At 74.2% G+C, this 19,849-nt stretch carries 19 protein-coding genes; 9 read left to right on the top strand and 10 right to left on the bottom strand.

Translation table 11 applies throughout. The features are described 5' to 3' along the window. The first annotated feature begins 30 nt into the window (after positions 1 to 30). Together Q3W71_RS11380 and Q3W71_RS11375 are read left to right on the top strand one after the other, a co-directional pair. Positions 31 to 1,440 carry a carbohydrate-binding protein gene (locus tag Q3W71_RS11380; RefSeq protein WP_302919263.1) on the top strand — a complete coding sequence of 470 codons (1,410 nt, stop codon included), beginning with the start codon at positions 31 to 33 and terminating at the stop codon, positions 1,438 to 1,440. Positions 1,441 to 1,590: 150 nt separating this feature from the next. Further along, positions 1,591 to 2,979 carry a chitinase gene (locus Q3W71_RS11375; RefSeq protein ID WP_302919262.1) on the top strand — a complete coding sequence of 463 codons (1,389 nt, stop codon included), beginning with the start codon at positions 1,591 to 1,593 and terminating at the stop codon, positions 2,977 to 2,979. Positions 2,980 to 3,045: 66 nt separating this feature from the next. Here the strand turns inward: Q3W71_RS11375 and Q3W71_RS11370 are convergent, their stop codons facing one another. Both Q3W71_RS11370 and Q3W71_RS11365 read right to left on the bottom strand, forming a co-directional pair. Continuing rightward, the gene (locus Q3W71_RS11370; protein ID WP_302919261.1) at positions 3,046 to 3,711 is read right to left on the bottom strand and encodes a DedA family protein; all 666 of its coding nucleotides are present in this window, start codon (positions 3,709 to 3,711) and stop codon (positions 3,046 to 3,048) included. Positions 3,712 to 3,808: 97 nt separating this feature from the next. Further along, positions 3,809 to 4,408, bottom strand: coding sequence for a DUF1349 domain-containing protein (locus tag Q3W71_RS11365; protein WP_302919260.1), 600 nt, complete (start codon positions 4,406 to 4,408; stop codon positions 3,809 to 3,811). Positions 4,409 to 4,492: 84 nt separating this feature from the next. On the opposite strand from Q3W71_RS11365, the gene Q3W71_RS11360 reads away from it, so the two are divergent. Beyond that, positions 4,493 to 6,145: an alpha-amylase family protein gene (locus Q3W71_RS11360; protein ID WP_302919259.1), complete on the top strand. Its 1,653-nt coding sequence runs from the start codon at positions 4,493 to 4,495 to the stop codon at positions 6,143 to 6,145. Between the two features lie 93 nt (positions 6,146 to 6,238). Then, the gene (fabG, locus tag Q3W71_RS11355; RefSeq protein WP_302919258.1) at positions 6,239 to 6,997 is read left to right on the top strand and encodes a 3-oxoacyl-ACP reductase FabG; all 759 of its coding nucleotides are present in this window, start codon (positions 6,239 to 6,241) and stop codon (positions 6,995 to 6,997) included. A gap of 65 nt (positions 6,998 to 7,062) precedes the next feature. On the opposite strand, the gene Q3W71_RS11350 is transcribed toward fabG, so the two are convergent. Further along, the gene (locus Q3W71_RS11350; RefSeq protein WP_302919257.1) at positions 7,063 to 7,482 is read right to left on the bottom strand and encodes a hypothetical protein; all 420 of its coding nucleotides are present in this window, start codon (positions 7,480 to 7,482) and stop codon (positions 7,063 to 7,065) included. Beyond that, positions 7,475 to 7,870 carry a hypothetical protein gene (locus Q3W71_RS11345; protein ID WP_302919256.1) on the bottom strand — a complete coding sequence of 132 codons (396 nt, stop codon included), beginning with the start codon at positions 7,868 to 7,870 and terminating at the stop codon, positions 7,475 to 7,477. The genes Q3W71_RS11350 and Q3W71_RS11345 overlap by 8 nt, the downstream gene beginning before the upstream one ends. A gap of 168 nt (positions 7,871 to 8,038) precedes the next feature. Between Q3W71_RS11345 and Q3W71_RS11340 the strand changes: the two genes are divergently transcribed. Both Q3W71_RS11340 and erm read left to right on the top strand, forming a co-directional pair. Then, positions 8,039 to 8,944, top strand: a complete 906-nt coding sequence (locus Q3W71_RS11340) for a Gfo/Idh/MocA family protein (RefSeq protein WP_302919255.1) — start codon at positions 8,039 to 8,041, stop codon at positions 8,942 to 8,944. 489 nt (positions 8,945 to 9,433) lie between these two features. Beyond that, entirely contained in the window at positions 9,434 to 10,231 is a 798-nt protein-coding gene (gene erm, locus Q3W71_RS11335) for an ErmE/ErmH/ErmO/ErmR family 23S rRNA (adenine(2058)-N(6))-methyltransferase (RefSeq protein WP_302919254.1), read from the top strand. A gap of 47 nt (positions 10,232 to 10,278) precedes the next feature. Here erm and Q3W71_RS11330 read toward each other — a convergent pair whose 3' ends face one another. Further along, positions 10,279 to 10,470 carry a DUF2795 domain-containing protein gene (locus Q3W71_RS11330; RefSeq protein WP_302919253.1) on the bottom strand — a complete coding sequence of 64 codons (192 nt, stop codon included), beginning with the start codon at positions 10,468 to 10,470 and terminating at the stop codon, positions 10,279 to 10,281. A gap of 93 nt (positions 10,471 to 10,563) precedes the next feature. On the opposite strand from Q3W71_RS11330, the gene Q3W71_RS11325 reads away from it, so the two are divergent. Continuing rightward, positions 10,564 to 11,820, top strand: a complete 1,257-nt coding sequence (locus Q3W71_RS11325; RefSeq protein ID WP_302919252.1) for an erythromycin esterase family protein — start codon at positions 10,564 to 10,566, stop codon at positions 11,818 to 11,820. A gap of 24 nt (positions 11,821 to 11,844) precedes the next feature. On the opposite strand, the gene Q3W71_RS11320 is transcribed toward Q3W71_RS11325, so the two are convergent. Next, positions 11,845 to 12,546 carry a TetR/AcrR family transcriptional regulator gene (locus Q3W71_RS11320; protein ID WP_302919251.1) on the bottom strand — a complete coding sequence of 234 codons (702 nt, stop codon included), beginning with the start codon at positions 12,544 to 12,546 and terminating at the stop codon, positions 11,845 to 11,847. 85 nt (positions 12,547 to 12,631) lie between these two features. Here Q3W71_RS11320 and Q3W71_RS11315 point away from each other — a divergent pair, with 85 nt between their 5' ends. Next, entirely contained in the window at positions 12,632 to 13,276 is a 645-nt protein-coding gene (locus Q3W71_RS11315) for a CatB-related O-acetyltransferase (RefSeq protein WP_302919250.1), read from the top strand. Between the two features lie 177 nt (positions 13,277 to 13,453). Here the strand turns inward: Q3W71_RS11315 and Q3W71_RS11310 are convergent, their stop codons facing one another. The 3 genes from Q3W71_RS11310 to Q3W71_RS11300 form a co-directional block, all read right to left on the bottom strand. Continuing rightward, on the bottom strand, positions 13,454 to 15,673 hold the full coding sequence (locus Q3W71_RS11310; RefSeq protein ID WP_302919249.1) for an MMPL family transporter: 2,220 nt from the start codon (positions 15,671 to 15,673) through the stop codon (positions 13,454 to 13,456). Positions 15,674 to 15,712: 39 nt separating this feature from the next. Further along, a complete protein-coding gene (locus Q3W71_RS11305; protein ID WP_302919248.1) occupies positions 15,713 to 16,258 on the bottom strand; it encodes a TetR/AcrR family transcriptional regulator in 546 nt (181 codons plus the stop codon). A gap of 134 nt (positions 16,259 to 16,392) precedes the next feature. Beyond that, positions 16,393 to 16,833 (bottom strand): helix-turn-helix domain-containing protein, encoded by a 441-nt coding sequence (locus Q3W71_RS11300; protein WP_302919247.1) that lies wholly within the window; start codon positions 16,831 to 16,833, stop codon positions 16,393 to 16,395. Positions 16,834 to 16,908: 75 nt separating this feature from the next. Between Q3W71_RS11300 and Q3W71_RS11295 the strand changes: the two genes are divergently transcribed. After that, a complete protein-coding gene (locus Q3W71_RS11295; protein ID WP_302919246.1) occupies positions 16,909 to 18,396 on the top strand; it encodes an MFS transporter in 1,488 nt (495 codons plus the stop codon). Between the two features lie 40 nt (positions 18,397 to 18,436). Here the strand turns inward: Q3W71_RS11295 and Q3W71_RS11290 are convergent, their stop codons facing one another. After that, positions 18,437 to 19,843, bottom strand: a complete 1,407-nt coding sequence (locus Q3W71_RS11290) for a PLP-dependent aminotransferase family protein (protein ID WP_302919672.1) — start codon at positions 19,841 to 19,843, stop codon at positions 18,437 to 18,439. Between the last annotated feature and the right edge of the window lie 6 nt (positions 19,844 to 19,849).

Here is a 19,849-nt window from a genome sequence, read left to right as displayed (position 1 = left end):
CTCGCCCCGTCCCCGCAGAGAGGCATGCCCATGCGACCTGCCCCGGCGGCTCCTGCCGCCCTGCCCGCACGACGCCGGCTCCCGCTGGCGTTGGCCCTGCTCACCGCCACCACCACCGTCCTGGCCGGGGTCACCGTGACCGCGAACGCCGCGGTGCCGCCACCGCCCTCGGGCTGGAGTCTGGTGTGGAGCGACGACTTCACCGGCGCGGCCGGCACGCTGCCGTCCGCCAGCAACTGGATCATCGACACCGGCACCAGCTACCCCGGCGGGCCGCCCAACTGGGGCACCGGTGAGATCCAGACGTACACCAACAGCACCGCCAACGTCAGCCACGACGGCGGCGGCAACCTGCGGATCACCCCGTTGCGGGACGGCTCCGGCCGGTGGACCTCCGCGCGGATCGAGACCGTCCGCAGCAACTTCAAGCCGCCCTCCGGCGGCGTGCTCGCCATCGAGGGCCGGATCCAGATGCCCAACGTGACCGGGGCGCAGGCGGCCGGCTACTGGCCGGCGTTCTGGGCGCTCGGCTCGCCCTACCGCGGCAACTACCAGAACTGGCCCGGGATCGGCGAGTTCGACGTGATGGAGAACGTCAACGGCATCAACTCGGTGTGGGGGGTGCTGCACTGCGGCGTCGCCCCGGGCGGGCCGTGCGACGAGTTCAACGGCATCGGCGCGTCCCGGGCCTGCCCCGGCAGCACCTGCCAGTCCGCGTTCCACACCTACCGGTTCGAGTGGGACGCCTCGGTCAGCCCGCAGCAGCTGCGCTGGTACGTCGACGGGCAGCTCTACCACACGGTGAACCAGTCCCGGGTCGGCGAGCCGTACTGGTCGCAGATGACCAGCCACGCCGGCTACTTCCTGCTGCTCAACGTGGCAATGGGGGGCGCGTTCCCGAACGGGGTGGCGGGTTCCGCCACGCCGACGGCGGCCACCGTCCCGGGCCGGCCGATGCTGGTCGACTACGTCGCCGTCTACAGCCGCGGTGGTGGCGGCACCCCGCCGCCGACCACCCCGCCGCCGGGCGGGACGCGGGACGCGTACGCGACCATCCAGGCGGAGTCGTTCAACGCCCAGAACGGCGTCATCGTCGAGGCCTGCGCCGAGGGCGGGCAGAACATCGGCGCGCTGCGCACCGGCGACTGGGTGCGCTTCGACGACGTCGAGTTCGGCGCCACCCCGCCCCGCGACTTCCTGGCCCGGGTCGCCTCCGGCGCGGGCGCCGGGGTGAGCGGCCTGGTGGAGGTCCGGGTGGACAGCCCGACCAGCCCGCCGATCGGCAGCTTCGCGATCGCCAACACCGGCGGCTGGCAGAGCTGGCGCTCGGTCCCCGGCAACGTCGCCGGGGTCACCGGCCGGCACACCGTCTACCTGACGTTCAGCAGCGGCCAGCCGAACGACTTCGTCAACGTCAACTGGTTCACCTTCCGCCGCTGAGCCGCACCGGGCCGGGCCCATGGCATGGGGCCCGGCCCGGTGCCTCGCTGCCGGCCGGGCGGCGCCCACTCTGGACAAGAACAGTTAACAGTCTTAATAATAAGCGCCAACGTTGATGGCTGTTGATGTCGCCCGGGTGTGGAGGATGCCGTGAAACGTTCCAGAGCTCTGGTCTTGTCGCTGGTCACCGCGCTGACCGCGGCGGTGGGGGCGGTGTGGGTCGCGTTGCCGGCGTTCGCCGCCGGGGCCACCGCGAGCTTCGTGAAGACGTCCGACTGGGGGTCGGGCTGGGAGGGGAAGTACACCATCACCAACGGCGGCGGCTCCACCGTCAACGGCTGGAGCGTCAGCTTCGACCTGCCGGCCGGCACCACCCTCGGCAGCTACTGGGACGCCCTGCTGACCTCCTCCGGCCAGCGCCACACGTTCACCAACCGGTCCTGGAACGGCAGCATCGCGCCCGGCGCCTCGGTCTCCTTCGGCTTCCTGGGCAGCGGCCCCGGCGCCCCGACCAACTGCCTGCTCAACGGCGCGCCCTGCGGCGGCGGCACCCCGACCACCCCGCCGCCGACCACCACCCCGCCGCCGACGACCCCGCCGCCGACGACGCCGCCCCCGACCACGCCGCCGCCGACCACCGGCCTGCCGAAGCACATCCTCACCGGCTACTGGCACAACTTCGACAATCCGGCGGTCGAGCTGCGGCTGCGCGACGTGCCCGCCGAGTACGACGTGGTCGCGGTCGCCTTCGCCGAGGCCACCGCCACGCCCGGCGCGGTCACCTTCGCGGTCGACCCGGGGCTGTCGGCGGCGCTCGGCGGCTACACCGACGCCGACTTCTCCGCCGACGTGCGCACGCTGCAGAGCCGGGGCAAGAAGGTGATCATCTCGGTCGGCGGCGAGACCGGCCGCGTCGCGGTCAACGACGCCGCCTCCGCGGTCGCCTTCAGCAACTCGGTGTACGCGCTGATCCAGCGCTACGGGTTCGACGGGGTCGACATCGACCTGGAGAACGGCCTCAACCCGACCTACATGGCCCAGGCGCTGCGCTCGCTGCGGTCACGGGTCGGCGCCAACCTGATCATCGCGATGGCCCCGCAGACCATCGACATGCAGTCGCCCGGCGCCAGCTACTTCAAGCTGGCGCTGGACATCAAGGACATCCTCACCGTGGTCAACACCCAGTTCTACAACTCCGGGGCGATGCTCGGCTGCGACAACAACGCCGCGTACGCCCAGGGCACGGTGAACTTCATCGTCGCGCTGGCCTGCATCCAGTTGGAGGCCGGGCTGCGCCCGGACCAGGTGGGCCTGGGCCTGCCGGCCGGCCCGGGCGCGGCCGGCGGGGGAGTGGTCGCGCCGAGCGTGGTCAACGCCGCGCTGGACTGCCTGACCCGGGGCACCAACTGCGGCAGCTTCCGCCCGCCGCGCACCTACCCCGGCCTGCGTGGCGCGATGACCTGGTCGGTCAACTGGGACGTGACCAACAACAACGCCTTCGCCCGTACCGTCGCCCCACACCTCGACACGCTGCCCTGACCCGGAGCACGCGGGAGCGCTGCCCCGCGGCCGGTCTCCGGTCGCGGGGCAGCGCGCCCGATGGGTTCAGCGGGTGGCGTCGGCGGGGTGCCGGCGGGAGCGGCGACGCCGGGTCTTCTTCACCACCCACCAGGCGATCATGACCACGAAGACGGCGATGATGCCGTAGTCGAACCAGTTGCTGTACTTCTCGATCTGCTGCCAGCGGGAGCCCAGCGCGAAGCCGAGCCCGACGAAGAGCGAGTTCCAGATGCCGCTGCCCAGCGTGGTGAGCACGACGAACTCGGTCAGCGGCATCCGGTTGGCCCCGGCGGGGATGGAGACCAGGCTGCGGACCACCGGCACCATCCGGCCGAAGAACACCGCCCACCGGCCGTGCCGCTCGAACCAGCGGTCCGCCTTCTCCAGGTCGTCCAGGTCGACCAGGGGCAGCCGGTCCAGCCAGCGCTTGAGCCGGTCCTCGCCGACCCCCGCGCCCAGCCAGTACAGGACGAGCGCGCCGAGCAGCGAGCCGGCGGTGGCGGCGAGCACCACCAGCACGACGTTGAACCGGCCTTCGCCGGCCAGGTAGCCGGCCATCGCCAGGACGATCTCGCTCGGGATCGGCGGGATGATGCTCTCCAGGGCGACCAGCAGGGCCACCCCGAGGGCACCGGCCGCGTCGATCACCCCCGCCACCCAGCCGGTGAGCCCGCCGAGTCGGGTCGGGTCGACGTTCTCGGCGAGTGCCATGAGGATCCTTTCCGCCGGCCGGGAAGGGGGATCCGGTTTCTCTACCCGATGCCCCGGCGGTCACACCTCACCGTGACCGCGCCCACCACCGCCGGTTTCACTCCGGGTGCAGCGCGGCGTCCGCCGGGCCCCGGCGCCAGCCGGTGAACCGGACCCGCAGCCCGGCCCGGGTCGGCGCGCAGCAGTACGGCCCGGCCGTCGCCGCCGCCTCCGGCGTCAGCGGGGCGAGCCGGACCAGCCGCCACGGCTGCCCGCCCGCCCGGGCCCGGACGGTCAGCGCGTCGCCGACCCGGCTGGCCCGGACGGTGATCTCCCGCCCGACCCACTCCGGCACCGGGGCGACCGACCAGTCCGAGAACTCCCGGGTCACCACCGCGCCGACCTGCGGCTGGCCGTCGCTGACCTCCACCCCGGCCTTGACCCAGGTCCGCTCGTCCACCCGGACCAGCACGCCCGCCTGGTCGAACTGTTCGGTGTAGTCGAGCCGGAAGCTCACCTCCACCGCGCTGCCGGCGGGGAACGGGGCGAGCAGCGCCGGGGCGTCGTCGTGCACGAAGCCGTAGCTGGTGTGCCGCCACAGGTCGCTGCCCTCGGCCGGCTCGACGACCAGGTCGCCGCCCGGCTCCTCGGTGGACCGGACGGGCGGGTTCAGCCAGTCCCCGGTGGACCAGTCGACCGGGACGAGGGTGGAGTCCATGACCGGCACCGTACCGCCGGACGGGGGCGCGGTGCGGGCCCGCCGGGGTTTGCCGGGTGGACGGATCGGAGAAGGTAGTCGGGCATGGCTGACCGGTGGTACTCGGAGGCGGTCGTCTACTGCCTCGACATCGACACGTACGCGGACTCCGACGGCGACGGCGTCGGCGACATCCGGGGGCTGCTCGGCCGGCTGGACTACCTGGCCCGGCTGGGCGTGACCTGCCTGTGGCTGCACCCGATCCACCCGTCGCCCAACCGCGACGACGGCTACGACGCCACCGACTTCTACAACGTGGATCCCCGGTTCGGCACCCTCGGCGACTTCGCCGAGCTGCTGCACCAGGCGCAGAACCGGGGCATCCGCGTGATCATCGACCTGGTGGTGAACCACACCTCGGACCAGCACCCGTGGTTCCAGTCCGCCCGATCCTCGCCGGACTCGCCGTACCGGGACTGGTTCGTCTGGTCCGAGCACGAGCCGGACGACCGCCACCAGGGCATGGTCTTCCCCGGCGAGCAGAACGAGACCTGGACCTACGACAAGACCGCCAAGGCCTGGTACTACCACCGGTTCTACAAGTTCCAGCCGGACCTCAACTTCGCCAACCCGCGGGTGCGCGAGGAGGTCAAGAAGATCATGTCGTTCTGGCTCCAGCTCGGCGTCTCCGGGTTCCGGATGGACGCGGTGCCGTTCATCATCGAGCTGACCGAGCCGGGCAACCCGAACTCGCCGAAGGACTTCGAGTTCCTCACCGAGCTGCGCCAGCACGTGCAGTGGCGGCGCGGCGACGCCGTCCTGCTGGCCGAGGCGAACGTCGAACCCGACCAGCTGCCGACCTTCTTCGGCGACGCCGGCGGCTCGGCGAACCGGCTGCACATGCTCTTCGACTTCATGCTCAACGGCCGGCTGATGCTGGCCCTGGCCCGGCAGGACCCGGAACCGATCATCGAGGCGCTGCGGGACACCCCGGCCCTGCCGGAGGGCGGGCAGTGGGCCACCTTCCTGCGCAACCACGACGAGATCGACCTCTCCCGGCTCACCGCCGAGCAGCGCAACCAGGTGTACGCCGAGTTCGGACCGGACGAGAACATGCGCATCTACGACCGGGGCATCCGCCGCCGGCTCGCCCCGATGCTCGGCAACGACCGCCGCCGGATCGAGCTGGCGTACTCGCTCCAGTTCTCGCTGCGCGGCACGCCGGTGCTGCGCTACGGCGAGGAGATCGGCATGGGGGAGGACCTCTCGCTGCCCGGCCGGGAGGCGATCCGCACCCCGATGCAGTGGTCGTACCAGCCGAACGCCGGGTTCTCCACCGCCGACCCGGAGAAGCTGGTCCGCCCGGTGATCGACAAGGGCGACTACCGCTACGACCAGGTCAACGTGACCGCCCAGCGCAGCGACCCGAAGTCGCTGCTGGCCTGGTTCGAGCGCATGATCCGTACGCTCCGGGAGGCCCCGGAGGTCGGCTCCGGCTCGACCACCCACATCGACGTGCCGATGCCGCCCGGGGTGCTGGCGCACCGGGCCGACGGCCCGACCGGGACGATGGTCTTCCTGCACAACCTCGGCACCGCCGACGCCGAGGTGGACCTCGGCATGCTGGCCGCGGAGGCGGACCTGCCGATCGACGTGCTCGCCGACCGCAACTACCAGCCGGTGGGCAAGCTCGACCGGCTCAAGCTGGCCGGCTACGGCTACCGCTGGATCCGGCTGTGCCGCGGCCGGGGTCTCTGACGGCGGGCCGGGCCCGGCCGAACGGGTCGGGGCCGGCCCGCGTACGCCTGGGTTAAGCTCCTTCGATCGAGCCCAAGTTACCGGGAGGTAATCATGTCGGAGGAGCCCCGCGTCGCCATCGTCACCGGAGCCGCGCGCGGTATCGGCGCGGCCACCGCGCGCCGGCTGGCCGCCGACGGGATGGCGGTCGCCGTGGTCGACATCGAGGAGTCGGCGACGAAGGAGACCGTGGACGCCATCGCCGCCGCCGGTGGCCGCGCGCTCGGCGTGGGCGCCGACGTGGCCGACCGGGCGCAGGTCGAGGCGGCCGTCGAGCGGGTCGCCGCCGAGCTGGGCGCGCCGACCGTGCTGGTCAACAACGCCGGCGTGCTCCGCGACAACCTGCTGTTCAAGATGACCGACGGCGACTGGGACACGGTCATGGGCGTGCACCTGCGCGGCGCGTTCCTGTTCAGCCAGGCCGCCCAGAAGCACATGGTCGACCGCAAGTGGGGCCGGATCGTCAACCTCTCCAGCACCTCGGCGCTGGGCAACCGGGGGCAGGCGAACTACTCCGCGGCCAAGGCCGGCCTGCAGGGCTTCACCAAGACCCTCGCCATCGAGCTGGGCCCGTTCGGGGTGACCGTCAACGCGGTCGCGCCCGGCTTCATCGTCACCGACATGACCGCGGCCACCGCGGCCCGGATGAAGGTGGACTTCGAGGCGCTCCAGCAGCACGCCGCCGCCGAGATCCCGGTGCGCCGCACCGGTCGGCCGGAGGACGTCGCGCACACCATCTCGTTCCTGGCCAGCGAGGGCGCGTCCTTCGTCTCCGGCCAGGTCATCTACGTCGCCGGCGGTCCCAAGGACTGACCCCCCGGATGCCACGAATGGCCACGCTCCCCGGCGGAGCGTGGCCATTCGGCCTTCCTTGATGGTCAGGCGGGGTCGTGGCGGGTGCGCCAGAGCCAGAGCAGGCCGAGCACCGGGAGCACCAGCGGGATGTAGCCGTAGCCGCTGCCGAACTGCGACCAGACCGTCTCGTCGGGAAAGAGCTCCGGGTCGACCAGGCTGAGCACGCCGACACCGACCACCCCGACCAGCTCCACCGAGCAGCAGGCCAGCGCCAGCCGCCGGCCGGCGGCGCCGGCCCGGGCCAGCCCGACCGCCGCCACGATGTAGACCAGCGCGGCCAGCGCGGAGAGCAGGTACGCCACCGGCGCCTCGCCGAACTTCGTGGCGATCTGCAACCCGGCGCGGCTGGTCGCGGCGATCGCGAAGAGCAGGTAGACGGCGATCAGCAACCGGCCGGGGCCGGTGTTGGTGCGGTTGCGGGTCGCGGTGCGCGCCTCACCCACCGAGCACCTCCCAGGTCTGCTGGAGCCGGACCACCACGACCGGCGTGACCAGACAGACCGCGCAGACGATCGCCGACCCCCAGCGGGTCGGCTCCATCCGGGCCAGCACCCAGGCCAGCGGCGGCAGGCAGACCAGCGTCACCAGGTAGCCGGCGAACGCGCCGGGCTCGCCGGGCCGGTCCCCGCCGCCGAGCGCGACCAGCGCCACCACCGTCAGCGCGAGCAGCGCCACCTCCAGCACGGCCAGCCCGATCAGCTGTACGCGGTCCGGCGCGCGGTGCCGCAGCGTCGCGACCAGGGCCCAGGCCGCGACGAGCAGCGACAGCACGATGGCGGCGGTGGCGAGGATCCCGTCCACCGGCGAGCCGGCCGCGGCGGCCGCGGTCATCGGCGGGTGCTCGATTCGGTCACCGGGACAGCCTACTAACCCCTGTAGTACTGACTGCCGTCACGGTCGCCCGTCGTGGGTGTCGAGGGGGCGGGCGGTGGGCGCGGCGACTAGCGTGGACCAGGGCCGCGGGGCTCGCCGCGGCCGGCGACGACACCGGGGGTTCTCGTGCTGCGGTTCGGCTTGTTCGGCACCGGTCACTGGGCGGCGGAGACGCACGCCGCGGCGCTCGACGCGCACCCGAAGGCCACCCTCGTCGGGGTCTGGGGGCGCAACCCGGAGAACGCCACGACCCTGGCGAACCGGTTCGGGGTGCCCACCTTCGACGACGTCGACGCGCTGATCGACGCCTGCGACGCGATCGCCGTCGCCCTGCCGCCGGACGTGCAGGCCGGCATCGCGGCCCGGGCCGCCACCGCCGGCCGGCACCTGCTGCTGGACAAGCCGCTCGCGCTCAGCCTGGCCGACGCCGACCGGGTGGTCGAGGCCGCCCAGCAGTCCGGGGTGGCCTCGGTGGTGTTCTTCACCCAGCGCTACCACCCGAACGTGACGGCGTTCCTCGCCTCGACGGCCGCGGCCGGCGGCTGGCAGCACGCCCGGGCCACCATGTTCGCCTCGATCTACCAGCCCGGCAGCCCGTACGGGGAGTCGCTGTGGCGGCGGGAGCACGGCGCGCTGTGGGACATCGGGCCGCACGCGCTGTCGATCCTGCTGCCGGTGCTGGGCCGGGTGGACCGGGTGGCGGCCGCCGACGGCCCGAGCGGGATCGTGCACCTGCTGCTGACCCACGCGGGCGGGGCCACCAGCACCGTCTCGCTCACCCTGGAGGGGCCGGCCGAGGCGATCACCCGCGAGTTCGTCTTCTACGGCGAGAACGGCATCGAGACGCTGCCGCCCGGGCAGGGGAGCGCGGTGGAGGCGTACGGGGTGGCTATCGACCAGCTGCTGGAGGAGATCGAGGCGGGCACCCGGGACCACCGCTGCGACGTCCGCTTCGGCCGCGACGTGGTCGCCGTCCTCACCGCCGCCGAAACCGCCCGCCGCAACTCCTGCACCGTAACCGTCCCCGCCTGACAGTGAGGATGTAGGTGGGGTCGCCCGCCCCGGCGGGTCGCGTCACCGACGTCATGATCGACCGGGGAGAAGTCGGTGGTGGGGTGGGCAGGGTGGGGGTTAGGGTGGCCGGCATGTGTACGCATGCGCTGATCGAGGGGGTCGGTGCGCCGGCCGCCTTCGGGCCGTTGCTGTCGGCCCGTCCGCGAGTCCGGCGTCCGGCCCTGGCCGGCCGGGACGCGACCCGCGCCTGATCGATCCTCCGCACGCTCCGGCACCCACCCGGGAGCTACCCGCGCCGTCGGGTGCCGCTCGGGGTGACCACCTCCGCTCCACGCGGCGGGGTGACCGCCTTCCCCGGCAGGGTCCGGGAGCGCTGCTGTCCGCGCCGAACCGTCCCGCGTCACCGCACCAGGGCCGTCCGAGTCCCCGACCGACCGGACAGGCTCCGCTCTCGCGTGCCCGCCTGTCCGTACCGTCGCCGACCGGCGACAGACAGGACGACGACCCGTGGCGCCCCGCCGCACCCGAGCAACCGAACGCGACCGGTCCCGTCGCGTGCTCTCCCAGAACTTCCTCGCCGACCCGGCCGTGATCGCCCGGCTGGTCCGGGCGGCCCGCCCCGACCCCGACCGGCTCGTGCTGGAGGTGGGCGCGGGTCGGGGCCAACTGACCCGGCCGCTGGCCGCCCGCTGCCGGCACCTGATCGCGTACGAGGTGGATCCGGTCGCCGGCGCGGAACTGGCAGCGGTCTGCGCGGCCCTGCCCGGCGTGACCCACCGGCAGGCCGACTTCCTGGCCACCGACCCGCCGCCGGAGCCGTTCGACGTGATCGGCAACATCCCCTGGTCGCTCACCTCGGCGGTGGTCCGCTGGTGCCTGGCCGCGCCCCGGCTGCGCGCGGCGACGCTGCTCACCCAGCTGGAGTACGCCCGGCGGCGCAGCGGCGACTACGGCCGGTGGACCCGGCTCACGGTGCTCACCTGGCCCGAGTTCGGGTGGCGGCTGGCGGGGCGGGTGCCGCGCACCGCGTTCCGCCCGGTACCGCGGGTGGACGCCGGCATCCTGCGGTTGGAGCGGCGGCCCGAACCGCTGCTGGCCCCGGCCGCGCTGCCCGCGTACCGCCGGATGGTGGAGACCGGGTTCGACGGCGTCGGCGGCTCGCTCGCGGCCTCGCTGGCGCGGCACCACCCGCGGGCCCGGCTGGCCGCGGCGCTGCGCGCGACCCGGCTCGACCCGGCCACCCCGGTCGGGCACGTCTGGCCGGAGCAGTGGCTGGTGCTGTTCCGCCTGCTGCACGCGCGCTGACCGGCGACCCGGCCGGCCCCACGGGCACGTCGTGGGGCCGGCCGGCGTCAGGCCAGCGTGTTCAGCGCCTCGCTGAGCTCGGCCGGGTCGTCGAACTGCTCCGCCGGCAGCGCCCGCAGCATCTGGAGCATCTCGGTGCTGGCCCCGTTCTCCTGACCCCAGCGGACCAGGTCCTCGCGGGAGACCGGGTAGTCGAGCCCGGCCAGGTACTCCTGCAACTGCACCCCGGTGACGGTCATGTCCGCCGCCTACCCGGCCAGGGGCCCGACACACCACCGGCCGGGCGGCTGGCCGGGCGGTTTGCCCGCCCGACCCGCCGGGTAGCCGCTCACATGCTGGTTCAGCGGCTCGGCGCACCGAGCGACTTCGACCCGTTGCTGGAACGCGTCCGGGACGCCCGGATAGTGATGATCGGCGAGGCGACCCACGGCAGTTACGACTACTACCGGCTCCGTGAGCAGCTCACCCGGCGGTTGATCGCCGAGTGCGGGTTCTCCTTCGTGGCCGTGGAGGGGGACTGGCCGGACTGCGACCGGGTGCACCGTTCGGTCACCGGCGCGCCGGGCGGCGCCGCCGAGCCGGTGGCCGCGCTGGATCGCTTCGAGCGCTGGCCGACCTGGATGTGGGCGAACGCCGAGGTGGCCCGCTTCTGCCGGTGGCTGCGGGCGTGGAACCTGGAGCGCCCCGAGCCGGCCCGGGCCGGCTTCCACGGCCTGGACGTCTACAGCCTGTGGGAGTCGATGCAGGCGATCTTCGACTACCTGGGCGAGGAGGACCCGGCGTCGCTGGAGGCGGCGCAGGACGCGTACCGCTGCTTCGAGCCGTACGGCAAGCGGGTCGAGGAGTACGGGGCGGCCAGCCGGTTCGTCTCCGCCCGGTGCGAGGACGAGGTGGTGCGGCTGCTCGCGCGGACCCGGGAGCAGGCCGCCACGGACGGCGCGGACAGCTTCTCGGCCTGGCAGAACGCCGAGGTGATGGCCGGCGCCGAGCGCTACTACCGGGCGATGGTCGCCGGCGGCCCGGAGTCCTGGAACATCCGGGACATCCACATGGCGGACACCCTGGACCGGCTGCTGGAGCGCTATGGTCCGGACGCCCGGGGCATCGTCTGGGCGCACAACACCCACGTCGGCGACGCCCGGGCCACCGACATGGCCGCCGACGGGATGGTCAACATCGGCCAGCTGGGCCGGGAGCGGCACGGCGCCGACGCGGTGGTGCTGGTCGGCTTCGGCAGCTACCGGGGCACCGTGGTCGCCGCGCCCCGCTGGGGCTCGCCGGCCGAGGCGATGGTGGTGCCGCCGGCCCGCGCCGGATCGATCGAGCGGCGGCTGCACGAGCTGCTGCCGGAGCGGGCGGTGCTGGTCTTCGGTGGGGACGACCAGCCCGGCTGGGTCACCGACTCGGTGGACCACCGGGCGATCGGGGTGGTCTACGACCCGTCCTTCGAGTCGTGGGGCAACTACGTGCCGACCCGGCTGGGCCAGCGGTACGACGCGTTCATCTGGTGCGACGAGGCGACCGCCCTGCACCCGTTGCCCGCGCTGAGCGCGCCGGGCGAGATGGAGACCTACCCGGCCGGCGTCTGACCGGGCGGACCCCACCTCCGGCGGCTACCCGGCGGACGATCCGGCCGGCGGGGGCGCGGCGCGCAGCGCGCCGGCCCGGGCGGCGGCCAGCGCGGCGTCGGCGGCCCGGTCGGCCACCGCCGCGTCGACCGGCTCGCCGCTGACGAAGAGCCGGTAGTAGAGCGGGGCGACGGCCACCCGGACCACCTCGGCGGGATCGGTGTCGGCGGGCAGTTCGCCCCGCGCCATCGCGCGCCGCACCACCGGCGCGGACTGTTCGTGCCGGGCGGCGAAGAAGGCGTGCAGGGCGCGCGCGGCGGCCGGGTTCTGCACCGCCGCCGAGACGAAGGCGGTGGCGACCGGCCCGCTCTCCGGGTCGGTGAAGCCGGCCAGCACCTCCCGGGTGAGCGCCCGCAGGTCGGTGTCCAGGGCGCCGGTGTCCGGCACCGGCCACGGTTCGCCGCTGGCCAGCTCCAGGGCGTCGGCGATCAGCCCCTCCACGTTGCCCCACCGCCGGTAGACGGTGGTCTTGTGGACCCCGGAGCGTTCGGCGACCGCCTCGACGGTCAGCCCCTGGTAGCCCTTCTCACCCAGTTCCGCCAGGGTCGCCGCGCGGACGGCGGCCCGGACCCGGGCGGTACGGCCGCCGGGGCGGGTGGCGCGATCAGGGCGATCCCCGTGCTCGGCGTGCTCGGCGTGGTCGGTGTGATCGGCGTGGTCGGCAGGCAAAAGCAACTCCAGTTGCATTACGACGCGGACGGTGGCATGCTGATGTTATCGCAACCAGAGTTGCGTTTACGTACACGCCGCGCCCCGCGCGGAGAGGAGTCGCATGACCGCCGCCATCCCGGACCCGATGACCCGCCACCCGCTGCCCGGCTTCGACCGGGTCGCCTTCCTCAAGCCCGTGGTCACCTCGCCGACCATCGAGGTGGGGGAGTTCACCTACTACGACGACCCCGCCGGCCCGGACGACTTCGAGCGCACCAACGTGCTCTACGCGTACGGGCCGGAGCGGCTGGTCATCGGGCGGTACTGCGCCATCGCCGCCGGCACCCGGTTCCTGATGGCCGGCGGCGCCCACCCGACGGTCGGGGTCTCCACCTTCCCGTTCGCCATGTTCGAGGGCGCCTGGCGGGACGCCACGCTGGATCTCGCCATGGGCATGCCGAGCCGGGGCGACACGGTGGTCGGCAACGACGTCTGGTTCGGCTACGGCTGCCTGGTGATGCCGGGCGTGCGGATCGGCGACGGGGCGATCATCGCGGCCGGCTCGGTGGTGACCGCCGACGTCGAGCCGTACACGGTGGTCGGCGGGAACCCGGCGCGGCTGATCCGGCGGCGCTTCGACGCGGACGACGTACGGCGGCTGCTCGACCTGGCCTGGTGGGACTGGCCGGTGGAGCAGGTGGCCCGGCACGCCCGGACCATCATGGCCGGCACCCCGGCCGACCTGGAACGCGCGGCCCGCGGCTGACCCCCGCCGCCCTCACCCCGCCCCCGTGCCGACCGCCGGCCCCACGCCGCCGCGTCCCCGGCAGCACCCGGCCGCGCGCCGCGGATTCACCGAATCAGTGGCTTCGGGGTGCGAAATGGCCACTCTCTCGGCGAAAGAGTGGCCATTTCCAGGGTGGCGGCGCGGGGCCGCACGGGGTCAGCCGCGGGGGGCGGCCGGGGCGGGCTCGGCCAGGTGGGCGCGCAGGCCCTCGCCCTCGATGTCCACGTTCGGCAGGGCCCGGTCCAGCCAGCGCGGCAGCCACCAGGCGCCCCGGCCGAGCAGGGACATCACCGCGGGCACGATGGTCATCCGCACCACGAACGCGTCGATGGCCACGCCCACCGCGAGCGCGAAGCCCATCGACTTGATCACCGGGTCGTCGAGGAACACGAAGCCGCCGAAGACCGAGATCATGATGAGCGCGGCGGCGGTGACCACCCGGGCCCCGTGCCCCATCCCGTTGATGGTGGCCTGCTGCGCGGTGTCGCCGTGCACGAAGTCCTCCCGCATCCGGGAGACCAGGAAGACCTCGTAGTCCATCGCCAGGCCGAACAGGATGCCGATCAGCAGGATCGGCAGGAAGCTGACCAGCGGACCGGGCGTGTCCAGGCCGACCAGGTCGGCGAGGTGACCCTGCTGGAACACCGCCACCGTGATGCCGAACGTGGCGGCCACCGTGAGCAGGAAGCCCAGCGCGGCCTTGACCGGCACCAGCAGCGAACGGAAGACGAGCATCAGCAGCAGCACCGAGAGCCCGACCACCAGCAGCAGGTAGACCGGCAGGGCGTCGGAGAGCTTCTCGGAGACGTCGATGCCGATGGCGGTCGCGCCGGTCAGCAGCACGTCCACGTCACGGAACTCGCCCACCGAGCCGCGTACGTCGTTGACCAGGGTCTCGGTGGCCTCGTCGGTCGGTCCCGTCTTCGGCACCACGCCGAGCAGTGCGGTGCGGCCGTCCGGGCTGAGCTGCGGCGGGGCCACCGCGAGGACGTTGTCGGTGCGCTGGAGCAGCGCGGTAACCTGCGGGATCGCGGCCGACGTGGCCTGCTGGTCGTCCCCGGCGACCACCACCGCGAGCCGGCCGGTGAACCCCGGCCCGAAGCCCTCGGTGATCAGGTCGTTCGACGTCCGGGCGGGCGAGCCGGCCGGCGCGGTGCCCGCGTCGGGCAGGGCCAGCCGCATGTCCGGCGCGGGCAGCGCGAGCAGGCCCAGCCCGAGCAGCCCGACCAGGATCACCGGCACCCGGAACCGGGTCACGGCGCGCGCCCAGCGGAAGCCGAAGCCGGACCGGTCCTCGGCGGCCCCGGCGAGGGCGTCCGCCCGGGTCCCGGCGTCGTCCGCCCGCTCCCCGGCCGACACCGCGGCGCGCAGCTTGCGGGGGAGCACCCGGGGGCCGGCGAAGCCGAGCAGGGCGGGCTGGAGAGTGATCGCGACCAGCACGGCGACGGTGACCGTGGCGGCGGCGGCCAGACCCATGACGGTCAGGAACGGGATGTTCACCACGGCCAGGCCGGCCAGCGCGATGACCACGGTGGCGCCGGCGAAGAGCACGGCCGATCCGGCGGTGCCCACCGCGCGGCCCACCGCCTCGTCCGGTGGCAGCCCCTCGATCAGGTTCTGCCGGTAGCGCGAGGTGATGAACAGCGAGTAGTCGATGCCGACCGCGAGGCCGAGCATCAGGGCGAGGATCGGGGCGGTGCTGCTCAGGTCGACCACGCTGCTGATGGCGAAGAGGCCGGCCATGCCGACGCCCACGCCGATCAGCGCGTTGAGCATCGTCATCCCGGCCGCCACCAGCGAGCCGAACGTGACCACCAGGACGATCGCGGCGACCGCCACACCGATCGCCTCGGTCGAGCCGACCTCCGGCACGCTGCTGAGCACCTCGCCGCCGGGCGCGACCTCCCAGCCCTGGGCCTCGACCCGCTCGCCGACCTTCTCGTACGCGTCGCGCTGGGCGTCGGTCACCTCGTCGGCGCCGGTGGCGAACTGCACCTGGACCAGCGCGTACCGGCCGTCGGGGGAGACCGCCCCGACCTGGAACGGGTCGACGGCGCCGACCACGCCGGGCAGCGTCGCGGCCTCCTGGGTGAGCTCCTTCACCACGGCCTGCCCCTGTGGGCCGCCGAGCGCGCCGTCGGCCGGCGCCTTGACGGCGATGGTGCCGGTCGCGCCGCTGGCCGCCGGGAACTGCTCGGCGAGCAGGTCGAGGGCCTGCTGGGATTCCGTGCCGGGCATGGTGAAGTTGTCGGCGATCGGGCCGCGCAGGGTCCCGGCGGCCAGGCCGAGACCGACGAGCACGACGAGCCAGATCGCCGCGACGAGTCGCCGCCGGCGCATCGAGCCCCGACCGAGCCGGTAGAGCAGGGTGGCCATGAGTTCCTTGTCCTCGTCTCGTGGATGGTTGGGAACGAGTCAGTCGACGGGCTCCAACGCCCGCCGGACGAGCGCCAGCAGCGCCGGGCGCAGTTCCTCGTCGGGGATGTCGGCGAACTCGCCGCACGCCTCGGAGATGCCGGCGAGCACCACCAGCGCCGCGATCCGGGCGGCGGGGCGCTCCGGGTGCCCGGCGAGCGCCTCGATCAGCCGCTCCGAGATCCGCTGGATGTGCGCGAAGGCCGGCTGCTGGAGCAGCTCCGGGAACTCCCCCCGGAGCAGGGCGATCTCGCGCCGGAACCGGACCGCGAGATCGACGAAGCCCTCGCCGGCCACCCGCTGGGCGGCCGCGCCGCTGTGCGCGGCGATCCGCTCGTCGAGCGCCTGGAGCATCCCGATCGCCGGAGCCATCAGCTCGGTGAGGATGGCGTCCTTGTTGGCGAAGTGGTAGAGCACTGCCGCCTTGGAGCAGCCGACCTCGCCGGCGATGTCCTGTAGCGAGGTGCCCCGGTAGCCGCTGACCGCGAACCGCCGCGCCGCCGCGGCCAGGATCTCGTCCCGCGTCTCCGGTACCACCCGCGCCATGCCGGTCACCCCCCGAACCAGCATGCCTGACCGATCGGTCAGATGCTGACCGATCGGTCAGATCGATCCGGTGGCGTTCGCCACAGGCCGCCGGTTCGGCTCGCCACCGCACCGGCCCGCCCGTCGCCGCCGGCTCAGCTCGGGGCGCCGTGCTCCCGGTCGTACGCCGCCCGCGCCTCGGCGATCGCCGTGCGGTGCCGCTCGGCCCAGCTGGTGAGGCTGACCAGCGACTCGTAGAGCTCCAGGGCCATCGGGGTGGCGGTGTACTCCACCTTCGGCGGCACCGTCGGGTACACCCGGCGGTGCAGCAGCCCGTCCCGCTCCAGGTTGCGCAGGGTCAGCGTGAGCATCCGCCGGCTGATCCCCTCCACGCAGCGCTCCAGCTCGGTGAAGCGCACCGGGCCCTGGGAGGCCGCGACCAGGATGCCGATGCTCCACTTGCCGCCCACCCGGTCGAGCACCTCACGGACGGTGCACGCCCTGGCCTGCCCGGGGGTGAACGGTTCGGCGCCGGCGGCGCACGCCTGGCCGAGGTCGTCGCTCACGGACACATCGCTGTTCCCCTGGGACATCAAAGTGCCTCCTTACGCTCCGCCTCATAGTCACAGAGGATGGCATCGGTAACAAACCATGCACCTAGGGGGATCCCGATGACCCGTCCCGTCCCGTCCCGCTGGCCGGCGCTGCTGGTGCTCTGCGCCGGCAGCCTCATGATCATCCTGGATGGCAGCATCGTCGCGGTGGCGCTTCCCGCGATCCAGCGCGACCTCGGCTTCACCGCCACCGGGCTGGCCTGGGTGGTCAACGCCTACCTGGTCGCCTTCGGCGGGCTGCTGCTGCTCGCCGGGCGGCTCGGCGACCTGCTCGGCCGCCGGCAGGTCTTCCTCGCCGGCGTGGCGCTGTTCACCCTGGCCTCGCTGCTCTGCGCGGTGGCGACCGGGCCGGCGGTGCTGGTCGCCGCCCGCTTCGCCCAGGGGGTGGGCGGGGCGCTCACCATGGCGGTGAGCCTCGGCATGATCGTCCGGCTCTTTCCCGAGCCGGCCGAGCGGGCCCGGGCGATCGCGGTGTTCAGCTTCACCGGGGCCGCCGGCTCCTCGATCGGCATGCTGGCCGGCGGCGTGCTCACCGACCTCGCCGGCTGGCCCGCGATCTTCCTGATCAACCTGCCGATCGGCCTGGTCATCCTGGTCGCCGCGGTGCGCCGGATCGCGCCGGACCGGGGCGTCGGGCTGCGCGCCGGCCTGGACCTGCTCGGCGCGGTGCTGGTCACCGCCGGGCTGATGGCCGCCGTGCTGGCGATCGTCGGCACCGGCGAGCACGGCTGGACCTCGGCCCGCACGCTCGGCGCGGCCGGGCTCGCCGCCGCCCTGCTCGGCGGCTTCGCGCTCCGGCAGCGGACGACCGCCACCCCCTTGCTGCCGCCCCGGCTGCTCCGCGCGCCCGACCTGGTCGCCGCGAACACTGTCCAGTTCCTCATGGTCGCCGCGTTCTTCGGCTTCCAGTTCCTGCTCGCCCTGGACCTCCAGCTGGTGCTCGGTTTGGACGCGTCCGCCACCGGGCTGGCCTTCCTGCCCACCCCGGTGATGATCGCGGTGGTCTCGCTCGGCCTCGCCGGCCGGCTGATGGCCCGGTTCGGCGCCCGGGCCGTGCTGCTCACCGGGCTGGCGCTCGCCGTGGTCGGGTTCCTGCTGCTGTCCCGGCTGCCGGTCGACGGCAGCTACCCGGTCGACGTGCTCCCCGCGCTGCTGGTCTTCGGCGCCGCCGGCGGGCTGACCCTGCCGGCGGTGACCACGCTGGCCATGGCCGGCGCCGCCGAGGCCGACGCCGGCCTCGCGTCGGGGCTGGTCAACACCACCCAGCAGGTCGGCGGCGCGCTCGGGTTGGCCGCGCTCGCCACCCTGGCCGCCACCCGTACCGACGGCCTGCGCTCCGCCGGCTGGGCCGAGACCGCCGCCCTGGCGGCCGGCTACCGGACCGCCTTCGGCGTGGCCGCCGCCCTGGTCACCGCCGCCCTCCTGGTCGCGGTCGCCACCCTGACCCGCCGACCCGCCCCGCCGCCGCGGCCCGGCCCGGACCCGGCGGACCCCCGCGATCTTGCACTTCGCGCCCCGGCATCTCGGACGAAGGTCGCTAACTGAGGACCGCAAGTGCAAGATCGCGGGGGACTGGGGCGCGGGATCAGCTCGGCTCGGCGGCGTGCAGGACGGCGAGCAGCGCGTCGAGGGCGGCGGAGTAGGCGTGGCCGGGCGGGGTGGCGTAGCCGACCACCAGGCCCGGTGGGTAGCTACCCGGGCGGTGCCGGTGGGCGGCCAGGCCGCCCAGGGCCAGCCCGTGCCGCGCCGCCCCGGCCAGCAGTTCCGCCTCGCCGGGGCCGTCCGGCGGCAGGTGCAGCAGCGCGTGCAGGCCGGCGGAGACGCCACCCACCCGGTACCGCCCGCCGGCGAGCCGGTCGAGCAGCAGGTCGCGGCGGCGGCGGTAGTGCCGGCGGACCGCCCGGATCTGCCGGTCGTAGCCGTGACCGGTGATCAGGTCGGCGAGCGCCAGCTGGCCGATCGTCTCCGAGTGCAGGTCCAGGTGCCGCTTCGCCTCCACCACCGGCTCGACCAGCCGGGCGGGCAGCACCAGCCAGGCCAGCCGCAGCGCCGGCCCGAGGGTCTTGGCGGCGGTGCCCACATAGGCCACCTGCTCGGGTGCGGTGCCCTGCACCGCACCCACCGGCTGCCGGTCGTAGCGGAACTCGCCGTCGTAGTCGTCCTCGACCACCAGCGCGTCCCGGTCCCGCGCCCAGCGGGTCAGCGCGTGCCGGCGCTCGGGCGCCAGGGTCACCCCGGTCGGGTACTGGTGGGCCGGGGTGACCACCGCGGCGGCCACCCCGGCCAGCTCGCCGGCGCCGAGCAGGTCGGTGCGGGCGCCGCGGTCGTCGACCGGCAGCGGCAGCACGGTGCCGCCGTGCCGGCGGGCCACCTCCCGGTGGAAGGCGAGCCCCGGGTCCTCCATCGCCAGCACCGGCCGGCCCGCGTCGCGCAGCACGCCGACCAGCAACGCCAGCGCCTGCACGTACCCGGTGGTGACGACGATCCGGTCGGGGTCGGCCAGCACCCCCCGGGCCCGGCCCAGGTAGCCGGCGAGCGCGCTGCGCAGCTCGATCCGCCCGCGCGGGTCGCCGTAGCCGTAGGCGGTCGCCGGGGCGGCGGCCAGCGCCCGCCGGGTCGCGCGCAGCCAGGCGGTCACCGGGAAGGCGGCCACGTCGGGGCTGCCCGGGCGCAGGTCGTGGCGGGGCGCGGCCGGGCCCGGCGGGGCGGCGGCCGGCGGGGGCGCGGCGCGCAGCAGCGGGCTCACCTCGGTGCCGGCGCCCACCCGGGCCACCAGCCAGCCCTCGGCGACCAGTTGGTCGTACGCCGCGCTGACCGTGCCCCGGGACAGGCCCAGCTCGGCGGCGAGGGTGCGGGTGGCGGGCAGCCGGGTGGCCGGGGCCAGCCGCCCGTCCCGGATCGCCTCCCGGAGCGCGCGTTCCAGCCCGGCCCGGCGGCCGGCCGTCGCGTCCAGCTCCAGGTGCAGGTCGACCCCGAAAGCGGCCCAGTCCATCGGCAC

This window comes from Micromonospora sp. C28SCA-DRY-2 (genome assembly GCF_030519475.1).
GTDB lineage: Bacteria > Actinomycetota > Actinomycetes > Mycobacteriales > Micromonosporaceae > Micromonospora.
Note: the sequence above shows the minus strand (reverse complement) of the source record. Positions and strands in the feature narration are given on the sequence as shown.